Genomic DNA, 18,703 nt, shown 5'->3' on the forward strand with positions numbered 1-18,703 from the left:
TGCGTTTTCAATCCATACGGCAATTATAATCCCCGCATTTTTCACCCGCAAAAAGAATGCGGGAACAGCATGACAAGAACCATCGAAAAAGCTAATTTTATGGTAACTTAAGCTGGTTATTATGAATGGAGACCACTTATAATTATGAAGAAGTAACTTCCAATAACTCCCAAGAACTAGACCTGCTTGCCATTCCCAATACAGACCTTTGGCTAAGCAATATACAACATGCATTCCAAGGCATTTGTTCAGCCCCTATACCGGTATTTAGCGGCAGCCTTAAGGGGGATAGCGCCTTAAATGTTGGAGCGGCGCCATTGAAGTGGGATGATGGCGCCCTACATGAAGTATATGTTCCAATGGGACTTGCAACGGAAATTCGCAATACAGTTAGATTTGCTGACGGTCGCCTTCCTCATGAAGAAGAGGTAGAAGCATGCATGGTAATAGTCCACATGATATTGGCAAGAGACGGAAGCAATCTTGATGGCGAAAGCAAGGATTTTAGTAAGACTATTCCCGCTAAAATTTTCAACAGATTGCTGGGTAAGCTATCACGCCGCACTACGGGCGCGCAATTAGCAACCGCGAAGCAACTTATAGACTCACTAGAAATCGCCGGCATCATCAAAGTCGACAGAAGTTATTGCCCTGGGGAATACAGCTATAGCTACTCTATAAACGAAGACTTGCTAAAGCGAGCTAGAGTTCATGTACCCTTGAAAGAAGCTGATGGTTACCGGATGTGGAGCCGACAGCAAATGTTCAATGAACTTTCTTCAGCATTACTCTGGTCTTATCCTCATTACACCCTTCCTGATTTAGCCCAAGTAAAAGCCATAGCCGTACAACTTGATGCCAATAAGGTTATGCGTAAGGGCAAGCGCTGTATCTACGCCCTTACCAATAAATCAAAGCGCGCAATGGAGTACTGGGTGGCCCGCCGTGCCAACGATCGACATAGTGTGCGAATTCTTGATGAAGATATAGAGCAATACCAGCGGTTGTTAAAATCCGGTTTGCCGGTGCCGCACGATAGCGCTTTATGCCCGCGCGTAACGGATGGCTTCAACCGAATGGCCTCATGGATAAGGGAACTGATACTGATTGACGGAGAAGTTACGTGCGAGCTTGATTTCAATGGACTACACCCACATATGCTGTACGGGTTGTTCAAGGAAGAATTGCCTATGAACGAGCGAGAATACTTTGAGAATGTGCTTAACGCCACCGGTGATATCCATGGCGGCGTTGCCGCAGAGCTCATCAGGCTTGGCATAGCTAAGGACCTGCGCAAGAAGGGTAAGATAACTAGCATGGACGTTGCCGATGTTCGTGGTTATGTAAAGAAGGAACACCTTGCCTATTTTAATCGTCGTAGCGTCTCAATGAATAACAAGGAAATCCATCAGGTATACAGACAAATGCCTGTATTTATGGCGCTGGTTAAGAAAACCAAGCTAGGCCGCGATGGGCATAAAGGCACATCTAAGCTTTTGTTCGCCTTAGAAGTAGGTTTAATGACCGAAATCATCCGGAAGTTCTACGCAGCCGGCATTCACTTTATTTACGTGTACGATGCTCTTGTTGTACCCCAAAGTAAGGTTGGTGAAGCGGCCAGCATCATGAATGCGGTTGCCGGTGATTTGGGGTTGCTCACCCGCGTGAAGCAGTCTCAATCATTACCGTCAGCCTTCGCAGCCTAAATCAGCATCCTGATGGATGATAACGAAGCCTCTCCAATAAGGAGAGGCATTCATTTTCACAAAATAGCCATACAGAAGGAGGCGCCAACCATTCAATCAATTTTTGTACATCAAATCAAAGGTATCTTATTAACCGCATCCCGTTTCTGCGACATCACGCACTTAGCATATATAAGTGTAGTCTCAATTTTACGATGCCCCAACAAGTTCTGCACCAAGTATAAATCAGCCCCATTCTGTGCAAGCAAGCATGCAAAGGTATGCCGTGCGATGTGCATGCTAATCTGGCGCCACCGGCCAACACCAGCATCCCTTGCCCATCTGCGTATAATACGGTTAAGGTGAGACACGGATTTTGGTAAAGACGGGAACACCAACGGCTCACTTGAAGTCTTCGCTGGAAGAAATTTCAGCGCATTTTTTGACAAGGGTATTCTTATCGTTTCCTTAGTTTTCTTCATAAGCACTTCAAGGATGTTATTCGTTATATTAGAATGCAACAAGCCGTATATATCCGATTCTCGCAGACCGGTGAAACAAGCAAATAGAAACGCCTGCTTAACATCTTCCCTATATAGCGGTGTTTGAATAAGAAGCCTTAACTCATCCAATGACAAAAAAATTCGGTTCGGTTTGCGGACAGAGGGAATCAAACCTCGCGTATCAACCCGGTTAAGAACAACACCATCTATAAATGCCCGATGTAATACCGACTTAACAAAGTTGCATCGTGTGTTAATCGTGTTCACATGATTTTTACGGGCCCGGAGGAAATTCACGAACCCAGCGAACCAACGCCGGTCAATGTCCTTCATCCTAATGTTAGGCGAATACGCATCAACCAGCTTTATTGCAGCATTGTGGGCTCTTTGCGTGTTTATTTCAAACACACCACCCATTTGCTTAACATAGGTGCTAAATGTGATTCTACCCCTATCTACGCAGCCTAATTCCAACTCCTTAATCAGTTCTAACCTATGCTTTTGCGCTTCTTGCATTGCCAACCTATTTTCATCGGTGGCGCCTTGCCGCAAATGCAAATTCAAGTATCGCTTTCTTCGCTTACCTTCAAACTCATAACAGAGAAACAACGAATAACAGCCCTTGGTCTTTAGCTTTCGCTTGTTGATGCTTACTAGCTCTTTCATGCTTATCCTTGCCACTCGGAAGTGGTCACAAAAATGGTCACAGAATTTGAGCTGTGTTGCATTTCTAATGGCTCTCACACCATATCAGCATTTAGCACATCTTTCGACAATTTGCCGTTTTTCGTTCAAAATCGACACTTTTCAGCTCAGTTGGTTAGAGCGCTACCTTGACATGGTAGAGGTCACAGATTCGAGTTCTGTATCGACCACTGAAAGAAACCTCGCTGAAAAGCGAGGTTTTTTTCGTATATATAAAATACGTCAAACAAAGTCCGTCATCCCTTTTTGAAGGACTGGCGTAGAATTCAGAAAGTCAAGTTCCCAGACCGCATAAAAAAAACGAGACGCCCTGTTTCCAGAGCGCCTCTATTCCGCTAAACTTGCGAATGTTTGCGGGACCAGGCCCGCGATATAGCAGCGGGAAGAACCCGCCACCTTAATTACTTAGCTTCGGCAGCAGCCGGGGCTTCAGCGGCGGGAGCAGCTTCAGCCTTAACTTCTTCAACCTTAGCAGCTTCTGCAGCAGGAGCGGCAGCAGCGGAGTCAACCACTTCAACCTTGGCGGCAGAGTCAGCCGGCAGGGCGACAGTGCTATCGGCAGCAACTGCAGCGGCGGTGTCAGCAACAGCGGCAGGAGCCGGAGCTTCAGTAGCCACAGGTGCAGCAACCGGAGCAGCTTCGGTGGGCTTCACAACGGGAGCGCCAAAGAACTGAGCCTTAGCCAGGATAATCATCATACCCCAGGAGAGTACGAGACCAACGAGACCCATCACAACGCCAGTGATTGCCATACCCTTGGTATCGGTGTAGCCGGTAGCGTGGGCAAGAGCGTTAGGCGGAGTGGAGATCGGCATGGACATACCGAGAGAAGAAGCGAAGGCAACAGAAACCAGGAGAGCGGTAACGCCACCGAGACCGGTGAGGTTGTCCTGGCAAGCAATGCCAACTGCGCAAAGAATAGGAACGAGAAGAGTTGCAGTAGAGGTATGGCTCATGAAGTTAGCCATGAACAGGCAGATGATACCGCAACCGACCATGAGAGCAACCGGAGACCAGCTTGCAAACGGAATGGTCTTGATCAAGTGAGCGGCAAGACCGGTAGCGTTGAGGCCAACACCCAGTGCGAAACCACCAGCAACCAGCCACAGAACGTCCCAGCTCATTTCGTTCAGGTCCTTCTTGGTGATAACACCAGTCAGGGCGAACACTGCCATAGGAATCATAGCGATAGCGTTGTCGTTAATGCCATGGACACCCTTACCGGTAACCCACAGGAGAACGCAGAGAACGAAAGTAATGTAGACGATGATGGCCTTGGGGCTGGTGTCGAACTTGCCAGCGCCTTCGATGTTCAGGATCATTTCCTTCATCTTGATGGGGTAAATCTTCATCAAGAGAACCCATGCGATAACCATCAGAATAATAACGTAGGGAACGCCGAAAGCCATCCACTGACCGAAGGAAACCGGGTTTGCAGCCAGGTCGCCGCGGGCGATAGCGTCGTTCAGGGCGCCAAGAGCGATAGCGTTAGGAGGAGTACCGATCGGGGTACCCATACCACCGATGTTTGCACCGAGAGGAATGGCGAGAGCGAAAGCAGCCTTACCGCGGTCGTTTTCATCAAACAGCTTCAGAACCGGAGCCAAGATAGCCAGCATCATAGCGGCGGTAGCGGTGTTGCTCATGAACATAGAGAACACGGCGGTGATGAGCATGAGGCCCAGGAGCACGAACTTCGGGTTCTTTCCGAAAGGCTTCAGGAGCACGCGAGCCAGGTTCAAGTCCAGCTTGTACTTGGTAGCGGCAGCTGCCAGGAAGAAACCTCCCAGGAACAGCATGATGATGGGGTTAGCGAAGGTAGCCATCACAGACTTGTGGCTAATCATGGTAACGCCATCAACACGGAACATGGACAGGGAGGAATCAGACATGGTGATGATCATGAGGACGATCACCAGCATGGAGGTGGACCAGATCGGGAACGGTTGGAGAATCCAGAAGAGAGCAGCCATGACGAATACGCCAATGACGCGAATTTCCAGCGGGTTCAGGATGCCCATGGGGCTTGCTGCATCGAATCCCAGGGATTCGTACGGCAAGTAGAGAGCAACAATTGCGAGGATTGTTGCGATAACGAATTTGATGAATTTAGCCTTTGTCATAGTGCGCCCAAATTTAGAATAAAAGGATACCTATGGCAATGTCTTTAATTCATAATTGAGAATCGGAATATCAATAGCTTTTATCAATAAATCTTTAAAATCAATCAAATTCCATCAATTAACAACTTTCCTTTACGAATTAATCATTATTTATTATAAAAGACGTCCGGTTTCCCGGGCGTCTTCTTCGCCATAAATCGGCAAAACGGTCGAATTTGGCCTATTTTACCATAATCTTCCGGGAAGCCTTCTCCCCTGCCACCTGGACATGGAGCAGGTACAAGCCGGTTCTGGGAGCCTCGAGGGCCACGCGGTTCGTTCCGGCAGCGGCACGGCCCTTGTAAGAAGCCTTCACCTTGCCGTGCAGATCCAGCACATTTACGACCATACGGGCGCCAGCCAGGGATTCTTCCACGGTAAAGCCCACATCCAAAGAACCTGCAGCCTGGACAAAGCGAAGCCCACCCACAGCCGAAGCCACCACGGCGTCCGCCCTGGTCACATGGACCGTGGCATTGGAACCGGAGGTCTTCAGGGCGACCTTCAGGGCGGCACCTTCCTTCATCTCCGTTGTTTCACCGTTTGCGGTTACAAATACGCGGTAACCCATATCATTCAGGGCGGCCACGCCCACCAGGGTCAGTTCACCCATTCGGTCAGAACTTGCACTCAGGCTCAAATCCCACTTATAGCTCTGGGATTCAGACTTAAAGGACTTGGCCAGGGCGCGCTTGCCTTCGACGATAGACAGCGAAACACGGTCACCCATGGCGGCAGGCGGTTCAGAACCCACAAAGGGTTCCGGGCTCACACCCATGATGTTCCAGGAATCTTCGCGACCATTCTTATCGGAAAGAACGGCCTGGATGTACCAATTGGAGTTATTTTCGGCCTTGGCCAGGGATTTTTTGAGGACCGCAGGCGAATTACCGCTAACCTTGGAATCGGAGATGTATACCGGTTCCGCCTTTAGACGCCATTCCACAGGTCCAGACACTTCAGCCCATACCGCTTCGTAGGGCATCAACGTATCGGCAGCCACATAGTCGCCCGACTTTACATCGTAACGCACGAAGTTTACGCGGGACTTTTCGTTGACCGACTTGCGTTCATTTTCGTGCCCCGCATAAAGGCTGACGTAACAACCATAGGGATTTGCCACCAGGTTCCAACCGCTGTAGGAACTGTCCAGGTTCCACTTCACGTCCTTATAAAGAGGTTCCCTCTTGGAATTCAGCAGCAAGTCCTGACCGGTCAGAGTGTTATACCAGAAACCACGGCGGTCGTCAAATTCTTCGCCACGGCCCAGTTCCTTGTACTGCCAGTACAAACCGGGAGTACCCATGTCGTCCCACCAGTAGAAAATCTGGTCGTCATCACGGGAAAGCTTAGACGTATCCACCAGCGCCATAGAAATCATCTGCCAGGTATCCTCGCCGGTAGCCACAATCCGATCTTCCACCACGTAGGGATATTCCCTGGAATCCACAAACTTGCCGCCTTCGGACAGGCGCACGCTAAACTTGTAGCTTCCCGGTCGAAGAGGGAACTTGCGGAAGCTCAAAGTGTCAGAAGTTTTCTCCACGGACTTTGTCAAAAGCGTATCCACCACGCCCATGGCATCGATCAGGAAGGCATAAGCCTTCACGCCACGAGCCACATCGAAATCGCTCGTCTTGAACTTCATCGCAACCGCATTGCCGGAACCCATCAAGGTATCGTACACAATTTCAACAGGCGTCTTGTTGGCCTTGCCGAAGTAAGCCTTCAGTTCGCCATCCATGCGGGCCAGAGGCAAAGCGACACCTTCCGCAAAATAATAGGTGATGCTATCGGAACTATGCAGCACCAGGGAATCCAGCTCATAGCCCGCATCCGGCGTTCCATTCGCCACAAGACGGAATCCATCCATCCGCTTCGGAAGCAAAGTGGAACCGTCTGCAGCAAAGCGATACTCACTGGCAACGGAATCATTTTCCAGGGACACATTCTGCAGCACCAGCACACCATGTTCAGAGGAGACCTTCAGGTGGTTGTAGTCGCCACATTCCTGTGCGTCGGCCCACACGGCATAAAGCTTATTCTTGCCGGATTCGGCAGAACGTTCCGCCAGATGCAAGTCAAAGGCCGTATACACCCAGTCCTGTTCCGAAAGCTCCGTCTTTTCGGACCAGCCAACAACGCAGGCGTCAGAAGTATAGACGTAAGCCGGCAGCTTATAGGTCGCTGTATCATTCTGATTGGCGAATGTGTAACGGGCACTGTCCACCCAGTCATAGCCATAATAAATCTGCTTTTTATCAAGGGCTGTTGTCTTTTCATCGAACAGTACGTCAAAGACCAGTTCTACATCCACCGGCTCTTCCTCTTCAGGCTTCTTGTTAATCTCAAATACGACCTTCGCTAAATTACCCCAGCCAAGATAATAGTTTCCCTCCTCTTCGTTCGAGAAGTGATAACACTCGCGGAATTCAAGAAATTCCTCTAACGAGTTATAACTCATCCCGTCCTCTTCACTGCCAGATTCTCCGAGGGAGTTATATTCAGTCTCGCATTCCATTGCGTAAACTTTTACGCTGTTTTTGACAAATTCGTATTTCTCGTCCGGCACAACCTTGAACCAGACTTGAACTCCCATAGTATCGGAAGCGAACAGCTTGCCATTCTCGTCAAAGGCATGGAACAAGGTATCCTTTCCAAAAAACTGGTAAGCCCAGACCGATGCATGGCCCTCTTCAAAAACAGCAATTTCCTTTGCATCACTGGCGTCCTTGTCCTTCCACACGGCATAGAGGGTCGTGGGCGCATTGGGGTTCATGCTTCCATAATCCTGCAATTCCTGCAAGTCAACATAAATACGGTCGGTTGCACTCCTACGACTCGCGCGGATCAAGGACCATCCCAAAAAAGCCTTTGTCTTGTGGAATACCATCCTACTATGGGACTGGCCGTAATAAACCGTATCCGGCTGGGGGATCACCGCACTTTCAAAGAACAGGTCCTCCATTTCTTCGGGAGTCAACTCGAAATCATAAGCGTAATAGCGGGGCGAGCTCCGTTCAAAAGAAATAGTCCAGTTTGCACTTTCCATCAAATTGACGTTGGCCGTTTCGTTAAACACGAAGGTTCCAGAAACTCCATCGATTACCTTCTCCACGGAAATCTGACGTAAGGAGTAGCCATCCTTAGGCTTGGGCACAACCGTAACAGGGATAGAATATCCCCATAGAACAGGAAGATCCAATTCCGGAACGCCGCTGACATTGGTTTTCAATTCAAGCTTAACCAGGTCTACTTCATCGCCATTGGGGTAAGTCTGTACAACTTCTACAGAGCCCCCTTCATCCGCATAAAAAACATTTTCCCACTTGTCCATCACCATGTTGCACTGATCTACCTTAGACAACTTCATGGAATAGGAATCTTCGGCATTCATGATTGCGGCAAGTTCGGCAGTCATCCCCAGGGCAACGCCACCCTTATACTGTTCAGCCAATTCCTCGGAGGCCGGAACCCAGCCATATCGGCAACCATTCATATCGTAAACAATGGGGAAATCCCCACTCCCGATACTATAGCCAACGGCCCCGCTGGGCCAGCCATAACCATATTCGTCCTTCACGTAGAATAGGCCCTGACCATCGATGGGATGTTCAAAAGACAAGGAATAGGTCAAAGCGGAATACGAAGCCTTCAGCTTGTACTTACAACCTCTTGTCGGCTTAATTTTGAGAATCCGTGTTTCACGCTCATAAGAAAAGCTATCATCACAAACGGATCCATTTACAGCACTAGCCTCATCACGAACCATCTCAATATCGCTAAGTTCATAACCCGCATCAGGCAAATCCAGGACATGGAACGTAAACGAAGCATATTCCGAATTCCCTTCTGTAGTGCCGACTGAAATCAACTTCCAGGGAATCTCAAAAGTCGTGGAGTTGGGAGCAATTGAGATCGAATCCATCTCCAATTTCGGAGACAACTGCGAATAATAATACTGCTGCAACCGAATGCTTCCATGCAAGCTAGCCCCCTCGTTCTCAGGAACAATCTCTACAGGCACAGTAGCCGGATTAATGCAATTGATACCAGTCCATCGGGCGTACAATTGGATATTGCCATCATCTGTCCCGGAAGCAGCCACCAAAGCCGAAGTTATCCCACCGTATGAACTAGCAAGGCTGTTCTCAGGCTCCAAAGTCCAACCATCAAAGCAGTAACCATCCGTCCTAAAAATTTGATCTATACTGGGGAACACGTCCCCACCTTGATCATCAACGGGACCCTCAAAAGACTGCATAAAACCGTCTGACAGGAAAACATTACCCGGCCGACTTTTCTGATTCAGGTCGAAGTAAACCGTATAGACTTCTTCATCCTGCGCCATAGCAAGACTTGCTAAACTCACCACGGACAAGGCCATGGCACACAAAAATTTCGAGAATCTCACCATAAGAGTCCCTTTTATTCAGTACATACTTCCGATAGGAAATATAGTTACTTGTAAGAGTATTGTAAGAAAGCCACCGGGGCAAAGCCCCTGTGGCTAAACTCATACGGTTAAACAAGAATTATTAGGACCGCGAAAGGTTACTTCACCATCACCTTGGCGTTCATGGTCTGGCTTCCAACCTTCACCTGCATGAAGTAAAGGCCGGACTTGGGAGCCTGCAGATCAAGTACGTTCTGGCCGGCGCGGGCGGCAAAGTTGCCGCGGGCCACGCTCTTGCCGTTTACACTCACCAGAGCGTAGTGGCCATTGGCCCCAGCCAATGCGTCGGCCGCATTGAAGCCAACCTGCAGCGAACCTGCGTTCTGCAACACCTTGAATCCGTTCAGGGCGGCAGAGGCAACAGCCATGTCACTGCGAGCAGCCACACGGACCTGCACCTGCTTGGCATCCTGCTTCAGGGCGACATTCAGGGACTTTCCGTCGGTCACTTCCTTGGTTTCACCGTCAACAGTCACATACATGACGTAACCCAATTCCTTAAGGGCGTCAACACCTTCAAAGGTTAGCTTGCCTTCGCGGGCGGTATTTGCACTCAGGTCCAGGATCCATTCGTATTCCGATGCCACAGCCTTGATACTCTTGGCCAGAACAGAACCCTTGGCACTTTCGCGGATCGAGAGATTCACGCGGTCGCCCATGCCAGAAGGAGGCTCATCCAAGGTTTCGGCACTGCTGCCGGCACCCAGAATGTTCCAGGAGTCCACCTTGCCGTTATCGTCGGAAAGGGCAACAACCACACTCCAGTTATCCGCAGAAGCCTTACGGGCGGAACCCTTGCGCATAGAGGCAACCTTTCCAGCAACAGACAGGTCATTCTTCTCGGCATAATTGTAATCAGGGTCAGCCTTCACGCTGAACACCGTGGAGTGATCCACCTGAGCCCATACCGCTTCATAGGGGCCAACCACTTCGGCAACGCTGTAGGCACCCAGTTCGGAATCCCAGTGCCAGAAGATAACCTCGGCGTCACCTTCCGTTTTTCCCTTAGAAAGGTCTACGTACCAGCCATAGGGATTTGCCACCAGATTCCAACCGCTATACTTGTTATCCAGTTTCCACTGGATTTCGGCATCTGCAGAAACTTCCACTTCACGAAGGGGAATGGCAACTTCCCTTGCAGAGCCAACCCAGTAACCGCGGGTTTCATCAATGGGGCCACCGCGATAGGAACGATACTGCCAGTATTCTCCGACAGGATTCAGTTCATCCCACCAGTAGAAATTCATTTCAGAAGCGCTCAAGGTGCTTTCATCCATTGCCACTACAGAAACCATCTGCCAGCTCTTGGCCTGCATGACCACTTCCTTCTTTACCTCGTAGGACTCCTGGTAAATCACCTTGCCACCCACTTCAACAGTTACGTAGGACTTGCCCTTGGGAGCGGGCACCATTTCCCAGTAGCCGTCAGTGACCGTAGCCGTAGCAATAACCATTCCCAGTTCGTCAAGCACAGTCACCGTGGCAGGTTCGTCGGAACCCTCGGTCTTGAAAGACAGGCGGATAGCGTTGCCAGACTGTTCAAACTTCGGAGAGACAATCTGCACTTCTACCTGATTAGAGCTGCTGGAGGCAGGTTCTTCAGAGGCGGAAGAACTGGGCTTTCCAATGTAGGTAGAGTCGTAAACGGCCTTTATATTCATGTCGCGGATAACCTTGCCCAGAGCTTCGCTCCAGCCCTTAAAGGAGTACACATAATCTTCGGTAGCCTTGCGATCCAGAGCCATGCTGTTGGCCAAGTGGATGGTGTCGCCATGGGGAACCATCATTTCGTAAACGATGCTATCCTTGTAATCCCTGAAGACTACCTTGTATTTAATAGTGTCATAGATTGCGTTGATCTTGAGATCACCGACAATTTCGGTGTAGCTGGAATCCCAACCCACAAAAGTCAGACCTTCAATAACAGGAGCTTCGGGAGCCACCGCTGCCTGGCCATATTCTACCTGAGATTCATAAACCGTTCCATTGATTACAAAGGACACGGTGTACTTTACCAGGGAAGAATCGTATTCGGCCACATACACAACATTGTCGGTCACCTTTTCTACAGCAGGAGTCCAACCCTTGAAGGTGTAATCATACTGTTCCGTAGACTGACGGCGCGGTACTGCAGGGGCAGTCACTTCTGCACCATAAGTCAGCGACAGGAACTTGAGGGTATCGCCATCGTAATCTTCGAACACAACAGCATAGTTGAGCTGTTCATATTTAGCCTTGATTACAAGATCTGCCTTTACCTGCTTGTATTCATCACTGCTCCAGCCAATGAATTTATAACCTAGACGGGACGGATCGGCAGGAGTTTCAACGGAACCTTCATAAGTTATTTCCTTGGTCAGCAGTTCTGTTCCATCAAAATCCTGGAATACAACTTTATACATAACGGCTTCAGATTTAAAGACAGCCTTCAACACCACGTCTTCATCGGGCATGGTTGCAGGAATCACATCAGAGCCATCTTCCATTACCCACTTGACAAAGGTATAGGAATACTTTTCGTCGGCAGCCTTCTCGATGTCAGACATCAATGTGATTGCGCTTCCGTAAGCAACTTCAATATTTTCAAGCACACCATCTTCATCATCCATATAGACCAGCTGATGAACATTAGCCGTAAACTTTGCATAGACAGTGATGTCACTCTTGACATCCTTGTAGTCATCGCTATCCCAACCAGTAAAGGTATGGCCAATCTTCTTGACACCGCTGGGAACAACGGCAGATTTACCATACTCAACAAGCTGCGTCGAGATAGTGTCGTCCAAGGCCTTAAGGAAGGTGACGGTATAGGAGTTGATTTCATAGATAGCTCTAACAGTCAGATCACCCGTAACTTCAGAAAAATCCTTATCCCACTTCACAAAGGTGTAGCCTGCGACTTCGGGAACGTCGGGAGCATTGGCAGCCGAACCAGGATCTGCATTCACCACAACCAACTGTTTGTCGTCAAAGCCCAGGAAGGTCACCTTAAACGAGACCTTTCCTTCGGGAATTGTCGGAGAATAACTACCATGAGCAAGGAAGGGCAAAGTTCCCAAATAGTAATCTTTGTCAAAAGACCAGATATAGTCCTTGCTGTTTTCGAAGGCACTGTTCAGGAGACCCGCAAAGGATTCCTTTTTCACATCAGCACTTTTCTGTACACCATTGTAGCTGGCATTGAGATTGGCCTCGTCACCGTTACGGATTAGGAACTTGATATTGGTGTCTTCGGTCCAGTCTCCAGCAACACCCTTTCCACCAAAGGGACCAACATCCAGATCGTCTTCACCGTAGTGGTAGCAGGACTTGATGCTATATGCTTTCGTTTGCTGATCGGCCACAAGGTAAGCCAACCTTTTAACACCCTTGTCATTCTTGGAATTACCTTCCATTGTAGCATTTACCAGAATGTTACCAACGCTAAAAGCACCTACAATGGACACGGTATCCTTTTCATTCACATTCACAGACTGGCCAACCATGCCACCCATAAGAAGGGTGTCACCCGAGAAAGTACCCTCTGCAGTAATATTTGCAACTACGGCCACAGAGGACACATCGTGGAGTTCGCGACAGATACCGCAGACACCACCAATTTTAGCCACCTGATTGTCATTATAGGTTCGAGTTACCGGATCGGCATGAACCGCATTCAACTTAATCAGGTTTTCGGAACGAACAAAGATGCTATTAAAATCAACAGCCTTTCCGCCATTAAGGTTCGGATACGTACCGACAACACCACCCACAACAACAGTATTCAAACTGTCAGCCACTTCGATGGCACCGTCATAGTAAATTTCGGTAAGAGGCAGAGCCTTGGCCGTGGCAGAATTCATAAAGCCAACCACGCCGCCCACAACAACCGAGTCAAATACGGTAAAGCCGTTGGACATCAAGTCACCATAGGCGGTCTTTGTACGAACATCGATATTCACAGAAGACGTATCCTTGGACAACCCATCGCCATTGGTAGCAAAACAGGCGTCACCGGCAATGCCACCCACAAAGGCCTGAACATGAAGGCCATCAACATCCTTGGCGGATCCGGCAATACGAATATTTCCTTGAGAACGGGATTCCTTGATAGAAACGTAAATCGTATCGGAATCACCGCCGAGACAGCGGTTACTTGCACCAAGGATACCACCGGCTGCATAGCGGTAAATACCTTCAACCTTGAGAGAATCCTTCAGAGAAAGTTCCGCCTGGCTATTCTTGATAAGCAGTCTAGACATACCAAGAAGAGAATCACGACCCACAAGGCCACCGGCAAAGATATTCTTCTGGAGAACGCTATTAACAGATACGCCTCCCACGGAACCATCAGAAATTTCACCATTGAAAGAGGACTTGATGATGTTAATGGAACCTTCCTGCTGGGAACCGTTTTCATAAAGCACGCCGGCAAAACCAACGAGGCCACCCATGGCGCTGCCGCCAGAAATCCTGGCAACTTCTTCGCCAGCCTGGGAACCGGAGGTCACATTGAGAACAGAGTCGAAGGAGGCGGCCATCATACCCACAACGCCACCCAGGGCAGAATTATTATCTGCAGGGATGTTCTGCACAACAGCATTAACACGAGTATCCTTGAAAGAAGGGTCTGCCTGAGAACGGACAGACACACCGGCGATACCGCCAAGGAATACTCCATATCCATAGTTCGTGCTCTTGACCGTGGAGTTATAGGCATTCCCCATAACCTTGGAACCGGCAAAACCGCTAGTGATCTTGGTGTTGTTGACAATGCTGATACCATCTTCCACAACAGAATTCTTGACAGTGGAATTGTTCAGTACACCAACGAGGGCACCTGCAAAAGGTGCATCAATCTGGACATTGGAAAGCTTGACTTTGTCAATAGAAGACAGGCTGATTCGACCAACAAGGGCTCCCACCGGATAATAATCTTCGCCCTTTTCACTTTCGCCATCAATGATAATGCGGACGTTTTCAATGGTAAAGTTAGAGATGTTTGCATTGTCGATTGATTCAAAAAGACCGACCGGTCCGCTCATTTTGGAACTATGGTAGCACAAATTGGTGATTTTCTTGCCATCACCATAAAATTCATTGCTAACACGGAACGGCAACGGCTTATGATTGACGGCACAGGAACCATCGGCAGAAATTTCTCCCAGGTCGATATTGGATTCCAATCTGAGGGTGTGCTTGCTTTTTGCACCGATCCAGTGCTTTTCCAGCAGGTAGTAAAGGCTATCGGGTGTTGCCTTTACAGACTGCACACAAGTCTTACCAGCAGGCCCTGCGGGGCCCCCGCACCTAGCAGCTTCCTGCTTTAGGTAGAACACAGAATCCTGCGTAACGCAACCAAAACCGCAAACAACCGAAGAAACCTGCAAATTCAAGGAAAAAAAGCTGTTTCCAGCAGCAAAAACCATGCTGGCGGCAAGCAGCATGGCACACAGGATAAAATTGAATCTCATCTTCATAATTCCACCTCTGTAATCCTTACTTTACAAAGATACCCATTATTTCGTAAAAAAGGGGATTTTCACTTAATATGGGTCTTCCATTGTGACATACCGCAACAGCTGTTCACACATCACACATGCGCACCATTCCGTCCGTCTTTACGCAAGCCGTAAACCGTCGAAAATCAACGAATTAGCGTACTCGTCATACATTTGTGAAAAAAAATCACCCAAAAAAAACGTATTCTCTTTACATTATTACATTCAGCATATTATATTTATTACGAAAACACTTCAAAACCCTATCAAGGAGACAAAAAAGATGATCAAGAAGATTGCACTCGCAGGCGCTCTGGCTGCAACAGCATCCTTTGCAACCTGGGACAAGTTCCCCGTTCTCGAAGCAGGCAAGGGCCAGGCTAAAGTCGGCTTCAAGTATCAGATGCCCGAAGACAAGTGGTCTGCAGCAGACCTCTACGTTGGCGCACGCTACACCGTGATCCAGAACTTGGAATTGGGCGTAGTTCTTGACTACCGTCTGTTCACCCACTATGATGGCGAAGACGCAAAGTCCGATGGTCTCGACAACCTGCCGATCATGGTCCGCTACCAGTTCATGCCCACCATGAACGCCTTCTTGGACGTAACCCTCCCCATCGGTGCTGACGAAGTTGTCGGTGAAGATGGCGAAATCGGTTTCCACGCAGGTGTCCAGTTCTCTCAGAACTTCGGCATGATCGACCTGGGTACCGAAGCTGGCCTCGCTCTCGAAACTGCCGGCGACGACAAGACCACTCCTCCTTGGAAGCTGAACATCGGTGCAGAAGCTGGCTTCGCTCTGGGCGGCCCTGTCTCTCCGTACGTAGGCTTGGACCTGGTCATGGAACTGGGCAAGTACACCTATGATGGCGACAATGTTGGCGAAGGCCACACTGGCGACCTGGGTATCTTCCCCTATGTTGGCGTAGGCTACTCCATCAACCAGATGATTTCTCTTGACGCATCCGTCGGCCTGGGCCTCGGCAACGAACATCTCGTTGGCGACGATATGGACCTGACCATCGACGTGAACGCCAAGTTCAACTTCTAATTCCCTGCTAGCGCTCGCTAGACTGGAATTACAAAGGGTTCTGCCGCAAGGCAGGCCCTTTTTTTGGTGGCGGTCACAAAAACTTACGATAATATTATTTAACATATAAAAACGTCTAACCTTTTCTACATTTTGGACTGGTTTGAAAAACTAAGGAGATGTTTATGTTCAAGAAAATTATCGCAGCAGCAGCTATCGCAGCCTCTGCAGCATTCGCAACTTGGGACTATTTCCCGGTTCAGGAAGCAGGCAAGGGAACCCTCCATGGCGGCCTCTACTACGACTGGCACCATGAATGGTCTCAGGCAGGCCTCAACCTGGGCGCACGTTACACCGTCATCCAGAACTTGGAACTTTCTCTGCAGGGCTGGGGCTACCAGTTCTGGAGCGAAGTGGATTGCCAGGGCTGCACCAACGGTGGCGACGGTCTCCGCGACCTGACCATCGGCGGCCGTTATCAGATTACCCCCATGGTTAGCGGTTTCATCGACCTGCGTCTCCCCATCGGTAACGATGACGACGGCGTCAACGGCCATCCGCCTTCCAATAGCGAAGTTTCCATTTACCTGGGCGGCCAGTTCTCTATGCCGATCCAGGGCGTTCAGGGCCTCTCCTTCGGTACCGAAGCCGGCCTTGACTGGGGTTTCGAACACGACAACTACGAACGCGGTCTCGAAATCCACATTGCTGGCGAAATGGACTTCGCCGTTCCCAACCAGATCTTTATCCCCTATCTGGGCCTGAAGTTCAAGCTGCAGCTCACCGAAGATACCTGGGAAGACGACAAGGGTAACGAATGGGGCGCTGACGACAGCGGCGACTCCCAGTTCAACCTGTGGCTGGGCTGTAAGTTCGCCCTCAACCCGCAGATCCTCCTGGATGCACGTCTCATCTTCCGTTCTGGCGACATGGACGGCGATGCAACCGGTCTCTATGCAGGCGTAGACTTCAACTTCTAAGTTGAAAATCTCACAAGCTTTAAGGAACATCCCATTGCGGGATGTTCTTTTTTATTGTTTAACTTATATTTACATTCAGCATGATACGCAAATTGGTTATGGTGTTGTTTAGCCTGGCGGCCGGGATTGCCTTCGCAAGCCCTCAACTGGTGATGTCCCAACAGGACCCTGCCGTACTCAAGGCATACATTTCCCAACTGAGGGAAATGCGAAACAGCGGCAAGTTCTCCGCAGCCGAAAGGGAGCAGCTAGATGAACTGTGGCGCACCGCCGCCGATATCGAGGTGATGAATGACCGATGCGGCACGATTTCCATTACCGAAGAAATCGATGAATCCTGCGGAAACTTCTACCAGTATGAACTTCCCAAGTTCGAAACCCAGTATTTCAAGCTCACCGGCGAAATCCGCCTGAGCCCCAACAGACTTTCAAACGCTATCGAACAAAGGCGCCAGGCCATCAACCAGTGTTATGAAGCCCTGCAGGTCGACGCCTTCTACCCCACCCGCTATTTCACTCTCGAAGGCAGCTACACTCCGGAACCCCTTTCCAAGGGCGTCGAAGTCAGCTACAACTTTAGCCTAGAAGAAAACCGAGGCGCCATCAACGACCTGAACGACCGGATCCGCCAATGGTACAACGCCTGCGGGAAGATCATCCACCACAGCGACAACAGCGGCGCCCTGGCCCCCATCTTCGTGGAACTGGTCCGACAGAGCCGCGCTAACGCAAGCAAGGCGAACGGCGGCCTGTATTTTGAACTGGAACAAGGATACGGCAAAAGACTGCTAGTAAAAACAAAGGACGGCATCGAGGGCGTCTACTACCTGAACGGCCGAGAACTGTTCAACTATAAAATCCAGTCAAGCCGGGTCGTCTTTTCGATTAACCTGGACGGCAGACGGTCAAGCGCTGACCTTGTTCAGGGAGACCATTGGCGAGACCGCGTCATATTTGACGACAGCGACCTGAGGGACGGACTCATGGGCAGGTTCGTGTGGGGTAAACCCCGCAATCCCTGGCTCGACACCAAGCAGCCTTCCACAAACTCTCCTGCCGCAGAATACAAATCCTACGATGACGGTTGGGAAAATCATAACAGCACTTCATCTGTACAGACCAGCAGTACACCAAGTTCCTTCGGAATCTACCTCCAGGCTCTAGGCGGCATCAACCTCACCTTCGGGGAAGCAAGCGAAGCCGAACCGTTCAAGGATTTCGAAACCGAAAATGATTCCGTCACAGCCATCACCGGATACGCAGTTGGCTTGCTTGTCTTTGAATTCACAAGGCAATTCGCCATCGGCCTAGGCGGAGGAATCTCCTGGAACAACGTGACCTACGAACATTGCAACGGGCATTTTGACACCAGCTGCGATGAAGAAAACATCCACCAGGCAGCAGCCCCAATGGCCACCGCAGAAATCAATATCGGCGAAGGATTGAACGGAGGCGTCCGCTTCAGCTACATCTTTGACAAGGACATGCCCACCACCTATCTGGCGGGGTTCGCGGAACTGGGAAACGTTCTAGGAATAGAACTGGGATGGGCCCACGCCGACGGTCTATGGGACAATATCTACATGGGGCTGAGCCTGAGACTCCCGCCCCGACACTTGAGCGACTTACTAAAGGAAACAGGTTCCAAAAAGAAGTAACCGCAAAAAAAATGCAGACTTAAAAATGCCCGTCGCCTGACGGG

Annotated in this window: 7 protein-coding genes, 1 tRNA gene and 1 pseudogene; 5 read left to right on the forward strand and 4 right to left on the reverse strand. The window is 49.7% G+C overall.

Annotated elements, in window-relative coordinates:
- Window positions 1–125 precede the first annotated feature (125 nt).
- Window positions 126–1,706, forward strand: coding sequence for a hypothetical protein (locus BUB73_RS11590; protein WP_073286054.1), 1,581 nt, complete (start codon window positions 126–128; stop codon window positions 1,704–1,706).
- A 110-nt stretch (window positions 1,707–1,816) separates the two neighbouring features.
- On the opposite strand, the gene BUB73_RS11595 is transcribed toward BUB73_RS11590, so the two are convergent.
- A complete protein-coding gene (locus BUB73_RS11595; protein WP_073286057.1) occupies window positions 1,817–2,854 on the reverse strand; it encodes a tyrosine-type recombinase/integrase in 1,038 nt (345 codons plus the stop codon).
- 143 nt (window positions 2,855–2,997) lie between these two features.
- On the opposite strand from BUB73_RS11595, the gene BUB73_RS11600 reads away from it, so the two are divergent.
- Window positions 2,998–3,063 (forward strand) — tRNA-Val (locus tag BUB73_RS11600).
- 513 nt (window positions 3,064–3,576) lie between these two features.
- On the opposite strand, the pseudogene BUB73_RS11605 reads toward BUB73_RS11600, so the two are convergent.
- The 3 genes and pseudogenes from BUB73_RS11605 to BUB73_RS11615 form a co-directional block, all read right to left on the reverse strand.
- Window positions 3,577–5,016 (reverse strand): annotated as a pseudogene (locus BUB73_RS11605) (SLC13 family permease); the annotation flags it as partial.
- A 220-nt stretch (window positions 5,017–5,236) separates the two neighbouring features.
- Entirely contained in the window at window positions 5,237–9,472 is a 4,236-nt protein-coding gene (locus tag BUB73_RS16685; protein ID WP_175552213.1) for a T9SS type A sorting domain-containing protein, read from the reverse strand.
- Between the two features lie 137 nt (window positions 9,473–9,609).
- Entirely contained in the window at window positions 9,610–14,970 is a 5,361-nt protein-coding gene (locus BUB73_RS11615) for an InlB B-repeat-containing protein (RefSeq protein ID WP_073286060.1), read from the reverse strand.
- A gap of 304 nt (window positions 14,971–15,274) precedes the next feature.
- Here BUB73_RS11615 and BUB73_RS11620 point away from each other — a divergent pair, with 304 nt between their 5' ends.
- The 3 genes from BUB73_RS11620 (at window position 15,275) to BUB73_RS11630 (ending at window position 18,659) form a co-directional block, all read left to right on the forward strand.
- Window positions 15,275–16,042, forward strand: a complete 768-nt coding sequence (locus BUB73_RS11620; protein ID WP_073286062.1) for a hypothetical protein — start codon at window positions 15,275–15,277, stop codon at window positions 16,040–16,042.
- 164 nt (window positions 16,043–16,206) lie between these two features.
- Entirely contained in the window at window positions 16,207–17,001 is a 795-nt protein-coding gene (locus BUB73_RS11625; protein WP_073160296.1) for a hypothetical protein, read from the forward strand.
- A gap of 80 nt (window positions 17,002–17,081) precedes the next feature.
- A complete protein-coding gene (locus BUB73_RS11630; RefSeq protein WP_139258405.1) occupies window positions 17,082–18,659 on the forward strand; it encodes a hypothetical protein in 1,578 nt (525 codons plus the stop codon).
- Window positions 18,660–18,703: the final 44 nt, after the last annotated feature.

This window comes from Fibrobacter sp. UWH6, from assembly GCF_900142465.1.
Lineage (GTDB): Bacteria > Fibrobacterota > Fibrobacteria > Fibrobacterales > Fibrobacteraceae > Fibrobacter.